The following is a 17,143-nucleotide window of genomic DNA, read 5'->3' as shown; positions in this document are numbered from 1 at the left end:
CGTGTTGTGAATGGGGACTGGAATGCAAACACCCAGAGAATTAGTGAGATACTTTCGCGGCTTCCTAACCATCCCTGCCGCCATAAGTCTTTCAGGTCTTGTGGTGGCTGGGATTGTCTTCAAGACCGAGCAAGCGCTTGTGAAGTGGGGTTGGTCCGCTTCCGATTGGCTCAGCGTTTCGAATCGCACTGCGAGCGATGTACTGAGCGCAATCTCGGCAGCATCCATGTCCGCATTGGTTATGGTCTATTCCATTGTTCTTCTGGTCTACACCTTGGCAGCTGGATCTATTGGCCCCAGGCTCTTGCAACGCTTTGGCGAAGACAGGGTAAATCAGATTGCAGTTGGTTCACTTGGAGCAACGTTTTTATACAGCTTGATGATCTTGTGGTTGGTGCGCGATGACACATCAGTGAACCTAGCCGTGGTGGTTGGCATAATCTATTCAATCGTCTCGGTTCTGTTGCTGCTGCTCTTCGTCCATACAGTATCGACGCGCGTAACCATTGATCAGGAGGCGGCGCGGATTTCTGAAGCTTTGGATGGTCAAGTGAGCACCGTAATCGAAAACAGTGCAGATATTCCATCTTCAGAGGCAATCCCCGAGGAGGGAGACAAGCGCCAAATCTCGGCTTCGGGCACCGGATATGTGAACTCGATCAACACCAAAGAACTGGTGCATGCGGCCAAACAAGCAGGAGCAGTCGTCGTTTTTGATGTGCAGCCTGGTGACTTTATGGTTCCATCGGACATTTTGGCCAATGTTTATGGTGATATTGATGAGAGCCTCAATGATCTGGTGCCGGCGGCAGCTCCGTTGATCCCCGCGCGAGACCCTAACGGAGATATCCGTTTTTCTGTCCATCTTCTCGTTGAAATCGCACTTCGGGCATTGTCGCCGGGTGTCAACGACACGTTCACCGCAATTGTCTGCATCGACCGTCTATCGGCCTCTCTGGCCCGTGCGTGGTCGTCCAAGCTCTGCACGGGTGTGTATCGAGATGACGACGGAGCCGTGCGGGTGGTTTACCCATCCATCACGGCAGAGTCATTGTTTCACGACTCGATGCCAGCTCTAAGACGCGCCGCTCGGGGCAATGGCCTCGTGACGGCCGCCCTTATTCGAGCTTTGGTGCGCATTGCTGAAGCGGCTCCAGAAAAGGAAGCGCGGGCTGTTGTAGATGAACTAACCGCAGTCAGAGATGAGACCCGAGAAAGCGACATGCTGGAGCGCGATATTGATAAGTTTTGTGGTCAAATCGAAACTGCAATGCGAGGGCTTAGTTAAACTTGCCTAACGCGCGTAGTCCCGTTCTGCGGGGGAGAAGTGCGTGGGCCATCCGCAGTGTTATCGAGAAGTACTTGAGTGCCGGGCTTGCCTTCAAGTTAAAAAAAGACGGCAAGCAGATGATGAAAGCAGACAGCAGGGAATGATCGCATAAAGCCCAAAACGGGCGGGCACTGAATTCAAGCAGAATTGACTTTCGCAGCTTTCAGATAAAAGGGTTGTGAGTTTCCTTCTTTAATTCGAAGTACCCCAATTCATGCCAAGGTGGGAGGAGTTGCTATGAAAACAGCGGTTGTGACTGGCGCCGCGGGAGGAATGGGTAAGGCCATCTGCCGCCAATTTCGGGCAGATGGGTTCCACGTCGTTGGACTGGACCTTAATGAAGAGGGTCTGGACGAACTGGCTACAGAATTAGGCCCAGATTTCACGCCGATCTCCGTCGACCTAACGGATTCCATGGCTATCGCTCAGACGTTTGATGGCATTAAGTCAGCGCACGGTGGTCTGGATGCTTTGGTAAACAACGCGGGCACCTGCTTCATGTCCGACTTCCCGCACATTCCGCCCGAGGAACTCGAAAAACAGATGGCAATCAACTTTAACTCTGCGTTCCATTGTTGCCAGCAGGCGGTTCAGTTGATGTTGGAACGCGAAGGCATCAAAAAGATTGTAAATATCTCTTCGAACGGAGCTTACAATTTCGATGTTTTCGACCCTCCGCACTACCGGGCGTCAAAGGCTGCTATGGATACCCTTACGAAAGACCTTGCCCGTCGATACGCAAACGAAAAAATCTGTGTGAATTCGCTGGCACCTGCCATGACCGAGACACCCTTGTTCAATGTCTTGACCGAGGAAGTCTTGGAGAAAGCCGTTAGTGCCATGCCGCATGGTCGCGCGATGCTACCCGAGCAAATCGCCTCTTGGGTCAGTTTTCTCATTTCGCCGGCCGGCGATGTTTCCAGCGGGAACGTGATTATTCTGAATCAAGGGCGCGACGTCAGATAACTGGCAGGCGCGACATCACTTTTCGGGAAAAGTGAGCCACAGGTTGGGATCAACGGTAGACTTCTGGTGCTTTCTTCAGAACGGGCCACTGCTTTGGGCAATGCCCATAGATTACAAAGGCATCTCGCTCGGATGCTAGACGCATCAACCTGTCTGCGCTGGCTATTGCGGCATCTTCGTCCCACGAACCTGCAAACTTCTCGTCGATTTCTGCCGGCCGGGATATTGCATCACTCGTTAATAAAATTGCACCCGAAGGAAGATCTACCATCACGGCGATCTGACCTGGCGCATGACCGGGTGAAGCCAAAACGAAGATGCCCGGTCCAATCTCTGCGTCGCCATCAACCAAGAGATAATCCTGATCGGGCCATTCCAAAGGCCGTATATCGCCCCAATACAATGGGCGAGGCAAGGCTCTCTCCGCGGAAGAGATAAGAATTGGACTGCTTTGAAAGTCGCCCAATGCGCCGATATGGTCGATATGAGTGTGCGTACAAATCTGCAATGTGATGTCTGACGGAGTCAGTCCGAGTTTTGCCAGTTGTGCGCGTGGCAGATTGTCTGGTTCACACTTCAGGACCTCGCCGAACTCGTCCAATCGATCTTCTTTGACTGCGGCGTCGGTATCGGTCGCGTATTTTTCAGGAAACCCAGTGTCGATGAGTATTGCTTCTCCTAAGTCCGTACGGATCAGAAACCCGCAGATCCCAATAATGCGGCCGGTGGAATGGACCTTGAACAGCCCGTAGTCCAAAACTGCCAAGTCACTCGGTCGCCCTTTGACAAATCCTTCTGCTTGCACAGACTCTCTCCCTGATTGACTACAAGGATTTTGAGTTGAGCATGAAAGTCAAGATACACACACTCTTTCAGTACCTGCTGGATACCACCGAAGCGGATCCAGAAGCTTTCGTTGGGTTTTCCTTGTCTGCGTCGCCGTGTTTGGGTGAGTTTATGGATGCGCTGGACCTAGCTCTGCCATTGGATTGGAACCAAAAAAGCTTTCGGGGCCTGCCTGCTTTACGACGACATGTCTTGGACCGCGCAGGCTTGTCTGATGTTTGCAAACCAGACGATGTTCTGATCACCGCAGGCGCTGCGGAAGCCAATTATCTTGCATTCATGCAATTGGTCCAACCGGGCGACGAAGTCGTAACAGAACGCCCAGGCTGGCCGCAAGTGGGCGTCTTGGCAGAGGCTGTTGGCGCGACTCTCAAAGTTGTCGACCGAGAAGAGAGCGCTGGTTGGTTATTGCCGCTGGACGAAGTTGAAGCCGCAGTAACAGCGCGCACGCGGCTCATCTTTGTCACCAACCCCAATAACCCAACGGGCAGCCTGATGACCCGGGCAGAGCTGGAAAGGCTTGTACAAATTGCAGACCGTGTCGGCGCATGGCTGGTTGTTGATGAAGTTTACGCGGGATTGGAATGGGACGGGTCCCGTGCCCCTTCGATTGCCGGTTTGTATCCGAGGGGTATCACGACGGGCAGCGTTTCCAAAGCATTGGGGCTCCAGGGGCTGCGCACCGGCTGGATGATTTGCCGTGATCCCGATCTGATTTGGGATGCCATAATTCTGCGAGAAAACTCTAGCGAGATTATGAATATACTCGGCGAAGTCATTGCCGAAATCGCTTTAAGGCCTGACCGATACAATCAGTCAATGAAAACTGCGCGCGCAGATGGGATGAAAACACTGGAGCGCCTTGATCGGTTTGTTGCCGAACAACCCCGCCTCGATTGGGTCAAACCTCAGGCTGGGTTGATTGGTTTGGCACGGCTTGACGGGATTGATGGCGATGTTTTCGCCAAACGCTTGCTCGCCGATCCGTACCGAACATTTCTTTTACCGGGCTCGTCTTACGGGATGCAGAACCACGTCCGACTAGGCGTCGGAGGAGGTGCTGCTGCCAATCTCAACCTTGGCCTAGAGCGCATGGGCGAACTGTTGGCGAACTGGCAGACTTAAGACACTTATTTTGACGGTTCTGGCTGCAAAGTCGGTCTAACAGTGCAGCCCGATCAAAGCTGATACTAAGCCCAATTGTGGTTCAAGTTCGCCTACCTTGTGTTGAAAGTTCTTTCGCTAGAATAACGCTGTCGGCGCGCTATCTCGCAGAAGGAACAGCCGAATACACAATCCAGTCCGACAATGACAGCTTTGACAATTGAAGACGTGCAAGACTATCCACGGCCACCTGCGCTGCGAGAGGTGCCCCATAACGTACGGATAGAGTTTGGCGGCCGAACAATCGTAGAAACCGATCAGGCGTTTCAGGTTCTCGAAACCCACCACGCCCCAACTTACTACATCCCACCGCATAACATTGATGCCGTTCTGACAAAAACCTCGGTCAGGTCATACTGCGAATGGAAGGGCGTTGCGAGTTACTGGGACGTTCAGAGCGGGGCGGCCAAGGCCACAAAAGCCGCATGGAGTTACGAGGAACCAACCACCAGGTTTGAACAGATAAAGGGCTATGTCGCCTTTTTCGCCGGGCTTATGGGCGGTTGTTTCGTTGGCAAGCATCGCGTGATCCCGCAACCCGGGGACTTTTATGGAGGTTGGGTCACCGAGAATTTGAAAGGTCGCATCAAAGGCTCTCCGGGCACGGAATTTTGGTGAGGATGTATGACTGACCCTAAATCCTCACCAACCTCTTTGGCAGTTCCTACAAGCCGTTTGGTCCGTGTTGCCGGTTTAAGCAGCATGACGGCAGGCATTGCAGGAAACGTGGCAGTACGCGCCCTTCGAGAGATCGGTCGCGGTGCGCGACCCGATATGCGTGGTTTGTTGATGTCCCCAGGTAACGTGACACGGATCGCGGATCAGCTTTCGCGCATGCGAGGGGCAGCGATGAAGGTGGGTCAGCTGATTTCGATGGATGCAGGCGAGGTCTTGCCACCTGAGCTGGCTGACATCATGGCAAGTTTGCGGGATCAGGCGCATTTCATGCCACCGAAGCAATTGCGTGAAGTCCTGAACCGAACCTGGGGTACAGATTGGCGCAAATCCTTCAAAACTTTCAATGTAAGGCCCATTGCGGCGGCGAGTATCGGGCAAGTACATCGTGCAACTTTGAAAGACGGGCGCGATGTGGCGATCAAAGTGCAATATCCCGGTATCGCTCGCAGTATTGACAGCGATATTGCCAATGTGGCCGCGTTGGTTCGAACGTCCGGTCTACTTCCCAAAAGCTTTGATCTGGGGCCGTATATCCAAGAGGCGCGCAGTCAATTACGTGAAGAAACGGATTATGAACGCGAGGGGCGGCACATGCGCCACTTTGCTGACCTCTTGCAGGGTGATGAAGCCTTCGAAATTCCGGAGTTCTTTCCGGATTGGAGCACTCCCGAAGTTCTAACGATGTCCTTTCTGGAAGGTCGCCCTATCGAGACCGTGAGTGATGCGACCAGAGAGGAACGCAATCGAGTCTCAGAAGCCTTGGTCGATCTCACGCTGCGCGAGGTTTTCGAGTTCGGTATCATGCAAAGTGATCCAAATTTTGCCAATTACCGATACAACCCGGCAAATGAGAAGATCAGCCTCTTGGATTTTGGTGCGGCCCGAGCACTGCAACCATCGGCAATTGATGGGTATATGCATCTGCTGCGTGCAGGCCTGCGGGAAGATGACGAACAGCTTCGTAACGCTGCCATCCAATTGAAGCTTGTTGAAGGTGATGGCCCGTTCGACGACCGGATCCTCGGAATGATCCGCATTGTTTTCGACGCAATCCTATCCGCGAATGAATTTGATTTTTCTGACCGAACGCTCTCTAACCACCTGAACAAGGAAGTCATGGCCTTGGCCCGGGCCGGGTATGTCCCGACCCCAATGCCAATGGATATTCTTTACCTTCAGCGAAAGATTGGGGGGATATTCTTGTTGGTCACGCGATTGAGTGCCTCGCTGCCTGTAAAGGCGCTTCTTGCAAAGTATGTCATCTGAACGACCTCCATCCTTCCTAACCCAGCAAACCGAGCAATAGCAGAACCCGCGGCACCGATATGCGTGACCAACCCAAAACAAAGCGCGAGTATAATGCGAGTGTTGCCAAGTGCGGGTTCGAGCCCCCGTTTTACGAGCCAAACCAGCCATTGAAATGACCATCGTCCAGATTGATCATGTCGACGAACCTGTCTCGTTAGCCGACTTCGCTCCGACCCAAGACGCGATCCTCGAAAGCATCGGTCTTAGTGGCAGGAAGCACCGATATGCAAGCTCTAGCAAAGGCGTTATCCCCGGCAAGCTTGCCACCCGTGCCAGCCAACGCCATTTAGGTAAAGTGCCCCACAGTTCCGTAAACGCGCGTGCACCGGATACTAGTTCTCCATCTGGTCGACGCACAGTGAAACGATCCATAGCTTCTTGCCGCGTTAGATCTTCATCAATTCGAACATTGGGTTTTGAAACGTCGACAAACCTCAAGCGTTCAGCGCCCTCGCAGGAGGCATAGTGCTCGATCTCAACGGAGCAAAGCGGGCAAGATCCGTCGTAATAAACCGTAGCAAACGAATGATGGGGTGCGGCGTCATCAGATGTGAGCGCTACCTCAGCTTTGTCCGTTTTGTCCATTTTGTTTGACCTCGTCTTGCGGGCTTCATCCGCCCCGTTGCAAGACTTAGCGCAGATACCGAAGAAACGAGGGTTCAGCCGTGACATACAGATGCGTTATGAGGCCGCAACTTGTGATGATGCTAGCAAAATTTTAGCGATTGCGTCGCCCGAATTGCAGGCGTGCGGGCAATTTTATCTAATAGGGTGAGGGGTTTGTAGGTACCTCGCTGTTTTCCGAAAGGCACTGAAAAGTTGCCCTACCAGAAGATGACTACGGCAATCTCACAAGCTCAGCGGTTGGCGCAGCTCATGATCCACGGGGTTTTATACCGCATAAGTCAAGCTTACTGTCTTCGATGCGCAAACAAGATGGTCCCGTTTGATTACCTCTCTCTCCCGTTTACAGAGCTTTCGGGGTGGATGCTCTGAGGTCCGTTGCAAACCGTGCCTTGTAGCGTTCAAATCGACGGGCTGGTCTCTTTATCCTTTACTCAGAAATCAGAAATTCAAGTAAGACAGAGATGGGCTAACCCGCTCCTTTTTTGGTGGTTTAGGGCCCAGAGCGATCACTTACCAATGTCACCTTTGTCGGGGTCTTTTTCTTCTGGCCACGTGCTTTCGGTGGGTTCGCGAACGCTTCCGACATTCATGTACCGAAGGCCAACGGCTTCTCTGCAAAAAACCAAGTCCTAGCGGAATGTGAGGAAGGCTGGAACATAGATCCATTTCTAGTGGCCATGCGTACAATCCTTGAAAACGGAGGTATCGTGCAGGTCGTCTGGTTCAAACGGGATTTACGGGTAAATGATCATCCGGCACTGGCGCAAGCGTCTGAGGTCGGGCCAGTTCTGCCACTCTATGTGGTTGAACCTGAGCTTTGGCAGCAACCTGACGCGTCAACACGGCAGTGGAACTTTGTTGCTGAGACAATCGCTGAGTTGCGTGATGACCTTGGGAAACTGGGACAACCACTCATTTTGCGCAAGGGACAAATTGTGGCGGTCCTTTCCGAGTTAAAAGATCGTGGTCTGATAGACGTACTTTGGTCACATGAAGAAACAGGAAACAATTGGACGTATCAGCGGGACCGTCAGGTTGCTGCATGGTGCAGGGACCACGGCGTGCGGTGGCACGAAGTACAAAACCATGGCGTTCTTCGCAGGCTCAGGTCTCGCGATGGCTGGGCGGAACGTTGGGATCGGTTTATGGCTTTGCCCGTTGCTTCACCAGTTGCGCTTAAGCATATCGACGTAGAACCAGGCTATATTCCCACGGGGCGCGACCTTGGCTTGCGGGATGATACATGTGTTGGTCGTCAAGCCGGTGGACGAGCTGCGGGTTTGGAACGTCTGAGCAGTTTTCTGACCCACCGTGGCAAAAGGTACCAACGCGAAATGTCCAGCCCCTTGGAGGGGGCCGTTGCGTGTTCGCGGCTGTCGCCCTATCTGGCTTGGGGTGCGCTTTCGATGCGCGAGGTGTCCCAAGCTACTGAAAATCAGAGACGCCGGTTGCCGCCGCAGGCAAAAGATTGGCGTAAGTCGCTTCGCTCGTTTTCGGGCCGTTTGCATTGGCATTGCCATTTTATTCAGAAACTTGAGGATGAACCCCGGATTGAATTTGAAAATCTGCATCGGCTCTACGATGGTCTTCGGCCGAAAGCGCCTGATGCCCAGCTCTTGACCGCATGGTCCAACGGCGAAACGGGATATCCATTTCTGGACGCATGCATGCGGTCATTGCGGGCAACGGGCTGGCTTAACTTTCGGATGCGCGCAATGGTGATGGCCACTGCGAGTTATCATCTTTGGCTGGATTGGCGGGCCCCGGGTGAGCATTTGGCGCGCATGTTTACCGACTATGAGCCGGGCATTCACTGGAGTCAGGTGCAGATGCAATCAGGCACCACTGGCATCAATACCGTGCGCATCTATAATCCGGTTAAGCAGGGCTATGATCAGGATCCAGAAGGGTTGTTCATTCGGACATGGTTGCCGGAATTGTCCCAAATTGCGGATCAGCATATCCATGAACCCTGGAAAGCTCACAACGCGAAAGACATCCTTGGAACGCTTTATCCAGAGCGTGTTTTTGACCATCTAGCGGCAGCCAAGGCCGCGCGCGAGCGGGTTTGGGGAGTCCGCCGAAGTGCGGAGTTTCGTTCCGAAGCACACGCCATCGTGACAAAACACGCCAGCCGAAAGAATCGGCGGAATCCTCGCAAAGTCGCGCGGGCGTCTCAAAATCAAAAGCAACTCAGCCTGCCTCTGGAGGATCAGTGATGAAGATGCGCAAGAAAGCCGACTTACCCCAGAAGGTTTGCCCGGTCTGCCAGCGCCCGTTCACGTGGCGGAAGAAATGGGGAAACGTTTGGGATGAGGTGAAATACTGCTCAAAAAAATGCAGATCGGCTGCATGATCGAGATGTTTTCAGAACTTGATGAAGCGAAAGAGACGTTCGATTTCAAACCCACACGGACTAGCGGTCTTATAAGGCTGAAGCAGTTCGCGGGACGCACCGGGCGCCATTACGCAAGTACGCGAAACTACGATTTTGGGACTGAGCGTCGCAGCAATGTATCGGGTTTGTCACCTTGGCTGCGCCACCGTTTGATAACAGAGAAAGAAGTACTGGCAACGGTTTTAGCGTCGCATAATTTCAACGCGGCGGAGAAATTCGTGCAAGAAGTGTTTTGGCGCACGTACTTCAAGGGTTGGCTGGAACAAAGGCCCAGCGTCTGGTCACTGTATCAGCGGGATTTGCTGAGCGCTTGTGAGCGATTAAGGGATGATGAGGGCCTAAAGACCCGTTTCAATGATGCAGTGAACGGCAATACCGGCATCGACTGTTTCGACCATTGGGCGCGGGAACTGGTGGCGACAGGCTACCTTCATAACCATGCGCGCATGTGGTTTGCATCAATCTGGATTTTTACACTTCGCTTACCCTGGCAGCTTGGTGCAGATTTCTTTTTGCGACATTTGCTGGATGGCGATCCCGCATCGAACACGCTGAGCTGGCGCTGGGTTGGCGGATTGCACACGAAAGGCAAGACTTACCTCGCGCGCCCTGACAACATCGCCAAATACACTGAAGGACGGTTTCAACCTAAAGGCCTGGCCAAATTTGCAGAACCGCTGACCGAGCCGGTAGAACACCCGCTCGTTCCCCTTTCAAGTCCGCACATGCCCTCAGGCACCTCTTATCTGTTGCTGTTGACAGAGGATGATCTGTCAGCTCATCAATTGATGCCGACACCGCCCGTTGCCGCGATTGGACTTTTGGCGACACGTGGTCGGTCTCCAAACCCGTTGGGAGACGTTGTACAGGATTTTGCCAAGGGCGCGATGAGCAACGCTTTGGAACCCCACGGAAAACTCGGGCAATCGACCGAGGACTGGTGTGGTACGTTGATCGAGGCAGCACGGAATGCAGGTGTTGCGACCATTGCAACAGCCTATGCGCCTGTCGGTCCCACTCAGTCACGGCTGGATCGTGCGGAACCTGTATTGAGAGACGCAGGCCTTTCTTTGAACAGGATAATGCGGCCGTACGACGCTATAACATGGCCTCATGCGAAGGCCGGGTTCTTCGGCCTTCGAAAGAAGATCCCGTCGCTCTTAGGCCAATTGAACTTGGCCACCCAACAAAGACCATAGCCCATGTCCACTGCCGCCCTTTTACTTCCCAACCAATTGTTTGCCCAACACCCGGGCCTGGCCGCCCGGCCCGATACTGTTGTACTTTTCGAAGACCCGCTGTTCTTTGGCGACGCGTATTATTCCGCCACGATGCACAAGCAAAAGCTTTGGCTGCACCGCGCCTCAATGGCGCGCTATCGCGATGGCTTGGTCGCCAAGGGCTTTGATGCTGCGATCTGGCCCTTTGAGCGGCAGCCGGGTGCATGTCTGCGGCTTTTTCAGAACCTGCGTGATCGTGGTGTCAGCCGAGTGATCATGGCTGATCCAGTAGACTTCATTGCAGAAAGACGTTTTCGGGCAGCGGCTGGCAATACCGACATCACGCTCGATATCCAGCCATCGCCCGGCTTTTTGAATACGCGGGCCGACAATCTGGAATGGTCTGCCGGTCGAAAACGCTGGTTCATGGCAGAGTTCTACAAGGGCCAACGCCGCCGTTTGAACGTGTTGATGGACAGCGGCCAACCGGCCGGGGGACAATGGAGTTTTGACGAGGAAAACCGCAAAAAAGTGCCCAAGGCGCTGTTGGGCAGCCTGCCTTGGATCGACTGGCCTGCCCATGACGCAGTTGACGAACCGGCAAAAGCGAGCGTTATCGCTGATTTTCCAGATGCATTGGGCAGCCTGGAAAAGTTGTTTTATCCGACGTCACACAAAGCTGCATCCGACTGGCTGGCGCAGTTTCTGGAACGGCGGTTCGAACATTTTGGCGACTATGAAGATGCCATTGTCGAGGGGGAAAACTGGCTGTGGCATGCCGTTCTTACGCCTACTTTGAACATTGGCTTGTTGACGCCGAAGCAAGTTTTGGACGCTGCCCTGGCGCATGCTGATCGCAAGGGAATTCCCCTGAACTCGGTAGAAGGATTCATCCGCCAGATCATTGGCTGGCGCGAGTTTATGCGTGCTACCTATGAGAACCTTGGTGTGCAGATGCGCACTACAAACCATTGGGGCCATCATCGCCCTATGCATCGCTCTTTCTACAACGGAACCACTGGTATTGATCCGCTGGACGACACGATCAAAAGGGTGCTCGAAACCGGGTATTGCCACCACATTGAACGCCTTATGGTACTGGGAGGATTTATGTTTCTGTGTGAGATTGATCCAGACCATGTCTATCGCTGGTTCATGGAAATGTTCGTCGACAGCTATGATTGGGTGATGGTGCCCAATGCCTACGCGATGAGCCAGCATGCCGATGGCGGGTTGATCACCACCAAACCGTATTTTTCCGGCTCAAACTACATTCGAAAAATGAGCCATTGGGGCAAAGGGCCCTGGGCAGATATCTGGGACGGGCTTTATTGGCGCTTTATCCTGAAACACACCGATAGACTTGCTGGCAATCCCCGTTGGGCGATGATGTGCCGTACGGCTGGGCGCATGTCGCCAGAGGTCAAAAACAAGCATGTCACGACGGCTGAAGCCTTTTTGCGACGTATGACGTGAGCATGAAATTTACCCGCGCAATGTCCTGCGCTGGATTAAGGTCGCCTAGTCCCAGCCACACTACAACGGAGGTTCTGATTGAGGCGGACAAAGGTAGATGCGTACAAAGCAAGCTGCAACAACTTGCGGAAGCCATTATGGCGGTGTGAGCTTCGTTTTCTAGCTATCAAAATTCGGGAATATCAAAAACATACAGTCGCGATTTCTCGGCATCATCTGTCAGGATGTAGAGTAGTCCATTGGGCTCATCCAGGGCGATCCCTTCTGGATGCTTTACAACCTTACGGTCGCCGTCTTTCATATAAGTTAGTTCTATTGTCTCTGCCGTTCTCGTCTCGGGATTGTACAAAAAGATCTGGCGCCCTTTGTCGCTCAGAATCCACAGTACACCTGAGGACGCAGACCAAGCCAATCCGCTTACATCCAGCTCATCGTCATTTACGCGATCAGACTTAAAACCAGATTCGCGATCCAAGGGGGTGATTTCCTCAATCTCCGTCAGCTCTGGTGACAATACCAGCAACAACCGCGGTTTCCCTTCGATGACCACGAATACTCGCCCAGTGTCCGGATCGACTGTGATGCCCTCAGGCCCTTTGTTCAATGGATTGCCGACGAGCATTTTAGCTGCATCCGAATAACCCTTGAGAGTAGCAAGTGGAACCGTTGTCAGTTGAATGGGGTCGGTTGGGTGAACGACTAGAATTGACCGGTCAGTTTCCTGAAGCACCAAAACAGATCCATCTTTTCGCGAAGCGACACCCTCAAGGTCTGATCCCTTCAGTGATGGCAACTTGAAAGAGTTTCCCAATGCCCCGTCGATTCCAAGGAGATGCAGTTTAGGTTCGGCATCGCTGACAGACCACAAGAAGCCTTCAGCGCTGGAAAGCGACAGACCTGAAGGCTCTGAAAACCCTTCTGATTTGTCTGCGACCTTGAACCTATCGACCAGAACCAGATCAGCACTTTCGGCGCAGGCAAGACCAGCCCATGGCAGGAACGCCGCCGCCAATAGTCCGGGCGCAAAAGCGAGCCGTCTAAGTATAAAGAAGCTCCGTGAAATTTCAGGTTTTGACGGAAACACTTTGTTTTCTGCCATTCAGTTTTCTCGCCCGTGGAACACATCCCTTTATCGCGTTCTTATCACAACTCAGATGCGATGTCGGAAGAATGCTCATTGAACTCTTTACCTGATCCCGCTTGTTGCGATTGAATTGAATGGGGCACGATGTGCCTGTGGTGAAGCCTAAGCCCTTGGCCTGAGCAGGAAGGAAGAAAAGCTGAATACGACATTCCCGTTAAAAACCGTGTTGTTGATGCTGCTGTTGCCAGGCGCTGCGGTGTCGCAAATCGATCCTGCAACGATGCTGGCCGGATCTTCGGAGTCAGAAATTCTGATCGAACGCCAATGGACTCAGTTTCGCGGCAAACAGGAACTGTATTTCTTTACTCTCGATGTGGTGGTCACGATCATTCTGGCTGGCTTGATCGTCTATCATCCGGTGAGACGCAAAGCCCGTAGAAGCATCGGCGACTTGGTCATGCCGAGGCTGTTCTTCCTTTATGCTCTTATTGGCATGGCTGTTGGATTCCTGGTGGTTCAGCACGGATCAATGATTGGTTTTGTCATATTTGGCATCGGAGCTTTGCTCAGGTTTCGCTCCAATCTGGATGATCCGGTAGACACCGTCGAAATGATAGTCGTAACTGTTCTTGGTCTTGCGGTCGGTTTGGGCTTGCCGCTGATGGCCACGCTGGTGGCAGTTGTTTGTTGGTGTTTCATTTGGCTTGGAGGGCGAAACAAGGGTGTTGAGATTTCTCTCAAAGCTTCAGACGAAGAGCACTCATTGAACGTCAGCGGCGCCATTGAAGCCATGGCCGCAGACGCCGGCTGGAAGCTGGTCAGAAAACACCACGTCCCCGGCAAGTCTCGCGTTTCATTGCTTTTCATTACTTCGGGTGGACTTTCAGAAGCCCGGATCGAAGAGATGATAAACGATCTGGTCCCCGAAAAAGTTGAGTTGAAACTCAACCTCTAGTTATTTCACAAGGTCCAATCGTTTCAACACCGCATTCGGGGATCTGATCTCTTTCGGGAGCGACTTGAAGTTTACCGACCTTTCGAAATCGGGCCCTCGATATACTGCTATCCCAAACTCTCCGTTCGGCTGGAACGTAACATGAGTGAAGCTGTGAGGTGATCTGGCATTATCACCAATCAGCCGTCGTGGACCACCGCCCAAACAAGCTTGGGAAACATAAGCCACACCGTCTTTCCAGCCTGGGTAGAAGGCATGATGGTGGCCGGACAGATGCAGAACGACCCCGCTTTGCAGGTAGATTTTCTCAAGTGCCGGGTCACCGATGATTTCGCGTTCGCGCTGGATCGCGAAGGGCCAAAGCGGCAGGTGACTGAAAGTGACAATCGGGTTTCCATTCGCCCCCAGTTCCTCAAGTTGGTCCTGCTGATCGCCGGATAGCGGCCCAAGGGTCGTGGCATCCAAAGACGCAAACGTGACGCCTTGCATCTCAAACGCGTAGAAGAACGGATAGTCCTTCGAAACCAGGAAAGCGACGTCTGGTTTTCTCGGTGCCCATTCCTCGGCGTATATTTTTCTTTCACGTTCGAACCCGCGATAGGCAGAGGCATCATGGTTTCCCGGCGTGACCGCAAATGGAATTCCGGCAGCCTCCAGCGGGTCTGACACTGCCTTGTGAAACGCCTTCCACATCTCTCTGACCTGTTTGTCTGACAAGTTGGGAATGCGCTGACCCGCAACCATATCTCCGGTCGAAACCACCAGATCGGGATCAATCTCGATTATCCGTTCAATTGCTTTGTCGACACGGGCATCGTATTTTATCGAGCCATAGCTTCCGTTCAGATCCGATATGACGATTACATCCAAAGCCGCCGCTTTGCAGGCAAGCAGAGCGGACCAAATCAACACCGCCGCGGTGACGGAGCGCTTACGGGTCATTACAGTCCACAGCCTTTACCTCGGTGTCGTTTTTCAGAAAGAATGCGACGGGGTCCAAGTCGAACATCAAAACACCTTTTGAACAATTGCTCTGGAGAATGGACGTTGCCAGCGCTGTATTTTTAACGGCTTGCGCAATCTGCCTATCTGACAGGCCAAAGCTTTGCGACAACCAGTCATAAATCGGGCCTTGCGTTTGAAGGTCGTTATTCAAAGCAAACAAGCGCTGGTAAGTGCTTGGAGAAAAGTGTCGCATTTTCTCCAGCATCTGAGTGGATTTCGCAAAGTTGGCATATTCGACACGCCCACCAGCATCGTTGTCGTTTAGATTGCTGCGACGGATCAATAATGCGTCGGCTGGAACATCTCCATCGTTTGGCTTATGGTGCTTGGCCTTCTTGTGCTTCAGGTCTCCGTCTTCGACCCAATACCAATAGGGTGTGAAGTCTATGTTTCCTACGCGGTCCTGCTGGCTAAAGATGAAGTCGAGCAGAACAATCTCGGTAAGTTCTTGCATCCAAAATGCCATCTGTTGGTCGCTGACATCGGGGCCGAGATCCTTGTTGATCTGCCGATCCTTTCGACCTTCCCTGACACCCTCTACAATGGCCTCGGGCAAGGGTTTTGAAGACCGCAAGGCCAAGAAGGCGGGTGTTTCCTGAAAATCGCGGTTTTGGCCTTTGCCCCAACCGGATTTACGGGTGCCGTTGATTTCCGAGCCGTAGCGATGACCGGGGCTGTCAAGCAGGACACCGTATATCTGCGTTCGATCCGCGGTGAACAGATCATCGGTTGGCTGGTACGAGTTCGGACCGGCATCCGCAGCCAAGAATACCCGCCAGCCTTCATGGTTCATGCGCCCGCCATGAGAGCCACCAGAAATCGCAAGGCCGGGCTCTGCGACCTCGGTGAGATGCGCCTGAGCGTCCATGCTACGCCAGACCGCCACCGGAACGTTCACCGTCGCGTCGAAATACCTGGAGAAATGGTAGTAGAGCAGCGAAGAGGTTGAAAACGTTCCGCTTGTACCCTTCTGGTTCATGGTGGATTTGAATTTAGCCACCCTGTCCCTTGCCAGATCTTTTGCCGCCTTCCCCTCTTTGCAAGCGTTTCTCTCAAATTCAGAACGGTTCCCGGCGTAGGGTCCTTCGGAAATGTCGTAGATCGCCATTCCTGGGCTGGTGCTCCAGGTTTTTGGGCAAACAGCAATTTCGGAGGCATAGAAATCAATCTCGCAATAGGTTGTTTCTTCCTCAAGATCGCTTTTCTTATACGCGCCCGTTGGTATTTTCTCGATCCGAATACAGCGCTCAGTAAATCCGTTAGGGCTATCAAAAGTCGTGGCTTCACCCAGAACATCGTCGCTCGCCCACAAGATGGTGGGTGCAATGAAAGCAAGAGACCCCAGAAGATGGAACTTCATTTGAATAGTCCTCCGGATATCATCTAGGGCAAATCGCAGCCCGTTTTTCGGCGGAAATCTTCAGATTGGGGTCGACACTGAACTTGGAGAATTTTGAGTCAATCCACTGGTCACACCCGCCTGAACAAGGCGCCCCGTTTCGGGCATCATTCCAATAATCCTTGGCCCTTTCTTCCGTCCAACCGCAAAACTGAACAAGCGCCATTGCCGACAGTGCGCCAGAGGAATGAACGCCCCACATGCAGTGCACCAGAACAGGACCCTTACCCGGGTTTTCAATTACTTCGTGTATGGATGCCATGACGACACCGGGACGGGAGGATCTGGCGCTCTGATAGTCAAAGGATCCGTTCCCACAACTGGTGCGGCCGTACTGAGTGTTTTTGCCGAAGTCGGCATAAAACCCGGTTGAAAACCCTTTTTCGCACAAGGTTTCGCGTTGAACGTCACTCAGACCCGTTCGATCTTTGTCGCCGCCCTTGAAACCGGATCGATACAACACACCGCTTAAGACTGGGCGGAAGAAAGCGACGCCATCGACCCCTCCGTCGCCACTTTTTGAAAGCATTTGGCTGTTGCTAGGGCCACCGTTTCGGCTGGTGACGTCAGAAGTCGCAGCGGTTGCCAGAACACCAATGAATATGAGTGACGTCAAAAACCGCATGCGTGTTCCTTTCTGTGTTCAGCCCGTGATGCTCACACTTTTCCAGCCGGTAATCTCTCGGA

Annotated in this window: 15 protein-coding genes and 1 pseudogene; 11 read left to right on the top strand and 5 right to left on the bottom strand. The window is 53.0% G+C overall.

Going from position 1 to position 17,143, the window contains the following annotated elements; translation table 11 throughout:
• The first annotated feature begins 22 nt into the window (after positions 1 to 22).
• Both GOW09_RS20975 and GOW09_RS20970 read left to right on the top strand, forming a co-directional pair.
• The gene (locus tag GOW09_RS20975) at positions 23 to 1,288 is read left to right on the top strand and encodes a DUF2254 domain-containing protein (RefSeq protein ID WP_171120675.1); all 1,266 of its coding nucleotides are present in this window, start codon (positions 23 to 25) and stop codon (positions 1,286 to 1,288) included.
• A 279-nt stretch (positions 1,289 to 1,567) separates the two neighbouring features.
• A complete protein-coding gene (locus GOW09_RS20970) occupies positions 1,568 to 2,296 on the top strand; it encodes an SDR family NAD(P)-dependent oxidoreductase (RefSeq protein ID WP_171120673.1) in 729 nt (242 codons plus the stop codon).
• A 49-nt stretch (positions 2,297 to 2,345) separates the two neighbouring features.
• Here the strand turns inward: GOW09_RS20970 and GOW09_RS20965 are convergent, their stop codons facing one another.
• A complete protein-coding gene (locus GOW09_RS20965) occupies positions 2,346 to 3,101 on the bottom strand; it encodes an N-acyl homoserine lactonase family protein (RefSeq protein WP_171120671.1) in 756 nt (251 codons plus the stop codon).
• 41 nt (positions 3,102 to 3,142) lie between these two features.
• Between GOW09_RS20965 and GOW09_RS20960 the strand changes: the two genes are divergently transcribed.
• From GOW09_RS20960 to GOW09_RS20950, 3 genes are all read left to right on the top strand, one after another.
• On the top strand, positions 3,143 to 4,267 hold the full coding sequence (locus tag GOW09_RS20960; RefSeq protein ID WP_171120724.1) for a pyridoxal phosphate-dependent aminotransferase: 1,125 nt from the start codon (positions 3,143 to 3,145) through the stop codon (positions 4,265 to 4,267).
• Positions 4,268 to 4,450: 183 nt separating this feature from the next.
• Entirely contained in the window at positions 4,451 to 4,924 is a 474-nt protein-coding gene (locus GOW09_RS20955) for a DUF427 domain-containing protein (protein WP_171120669.1), read from the top strand.
• A gap of 6 nt (positions 4,925 to 4,930) precedes the next feature.
• Positions 4,931 to 6,250, top strand: coding sequence for an AarF/ABC1/UbiB kinase family protein (locus GOW09_RS20950; RefSeq protein WP_171120667.1), 1,320 nt, complete (start codon positions 4,931 to 4,933; stop codon positions 6,248 to 6,250).
• Between the two features lie 174 nt (positions 6,251 to 6,424).
• On the opposite strand, the gene GOW09_RS20945 is transcribed toward GOW09_RS20950, so the two are convergent.
• Positions 6,425 to 6,877 (bottom strand): thiol-disulfide oxidoreductase DCC family protein, encoded by a 453-nt coding sequence (locus GOW09_RS20945; protein ID WP_171120665.1) that lies wholly within the window; start codon positions 6,875 to 6,877, stop codon positions 6,425 to 6,427.
• Positions 6,878 to 7,596: 719 nt separating this feature from the next.
• On the opposite strand from GOW09_RS20945, the pseudogene GOW09_RS22725 reads away from it, so the two are divergent.
• The 5 genes and pseudogenes from GOW09_RS22725 to GOW09_RS20925 all read left to right on the top strand — a co-directional run.
• Positions 7,597 to 7,953: pseudogene (locus tag GOW09_RS22725) on the top strand (deoxyribodipyrimidine photo-lyase); the annotation flags it as partial.
• Positions 7,954 to 8,325: 372 nt separating this feature from the next.
• Complete coding sequence (locus GOW09_RS22720) at positions 8,326 to 9,138, top strand: FAD-binding domain-containing protein (protein WP_253284316.1); 813 nt, start codon at positions 8,326 to 8,328, stop codon at positions 9,136 to 9,138.
• On the top strand, positions 9,138 to 9,275 hold the full coding sequence (locus tag GOW09_RS20935) for a DUF2256 domain-containing protein (protein WP_174829488.1): 138 nt from the start codon (positions 9,138 to 9,140) through the stop codon (positions 9,273 to 9,275). The genes GOW09_RS22720 and GOW09_RS20935 overlap by 1 nt, the downstream gene beginning before the upstream one ends.
• Complete coding sequence (locus GOW09_RS20930; protein WP_171120663.1) at positions 9,272 to 10,516, top strand: FAD-binding domain-containing protein; 1,245 nt, start codon at positions 9,272 to 9,274, stop codon at positions 10,514 to 10,516. The genes GOW09_RS20935 and GOW09_RS20930 overlap by 4 nt, the downstream gene beginning before the upstream one ends.
• Positions 10,517 to 10,519: 3 nt before the next feature.
• Positions 10,520 to 12,013, top strand: coding sequence for a cryptochrome/photolyase family protein (locus tag GOW09_RS20925; RefSeq protein ID WP_171120661.1), 1,494 nt, complete (start codon positions 10,520 to 10,522; stop codon positions 12,011 to 12,013).
• A 166-nt stretch (positions 12,014 to 12,179) separates the two neighbouring features.
• On the opposite strand, the gene GOW09_RS20920 is transcribed toward GOW09_RS20925, so the two are convergent.
• A complete protein-coding gene (locus GOW09_RS20920; protein ID WP_171120659.1) occupies positions 12,180 to 13,112 on the bottom strand; it encodes an SdiA-regulated domain-containing protein in 933 nt (310 codons plus the stop codon).
• A gap of 217 nt (positions 13,113 to 13,329) precedes the next feature.
• Between GOW09_RS20920 and GOW09_RS20915 the strand changes: the two genes are divergently transcribed.
• Positions 13,330 to 14,052: a hypothetical protein gene (locus tag GOW09_RS20915; protein ID WP_171120657.1), complete on the top strand. Its 723-nt coding sequence runs from the start codon at positions 13,330 to 13,332 to the stop codon at positions 14,050 to 14,052.
• On the opposite strand, the gene GOW09_RS20910 is transcribed toward GOW09_RS20915, so the two are convergent.
• The gene (locus tag GOW09_RS20910; protein ID WP_171120655.1) at positions 14,053 to 14,994 is read right to left on the bottom strand and encodes a metallophosphoesterase; all 942 of its coding nucleotides are present in this window, start codon (positions 14,992 to 14,994) and stop codon (positions 14,053 to 14,055) included.
• Positions 14,984 to 16,417, bottom strand: coding sequence for a hypothetical protein (locus GOW09_RS20905; RefSeq protein ID WP_171120654.1), 1,434 nt, complete (start codon positions 16,415 to 16,417; stop codon positions 14,984 to 14,986). Before GOW09_RS20905 ends, GOW09_RS20910 begins: the two co-directional genes overlap by 11 nt.
• Positions 16,418 to 17,143: the final 726 nt, after the last annotated feature.

This window comes from Ruegeria sp. HKCCA5463, assembly GCF_013034175.1.
In the GTDB taxonomy this organism is placed as follows: domain Bacteria; phylum Pseudomonadota; class Alphaproteobacteria; order Rhodobacterales; family Rhodobacteraceae; genus Ruegeria.
Note: the sequence above shows the minus strand (reverse complement) of the source record. Positions and strands in the feature narration are given on the sequence as shown.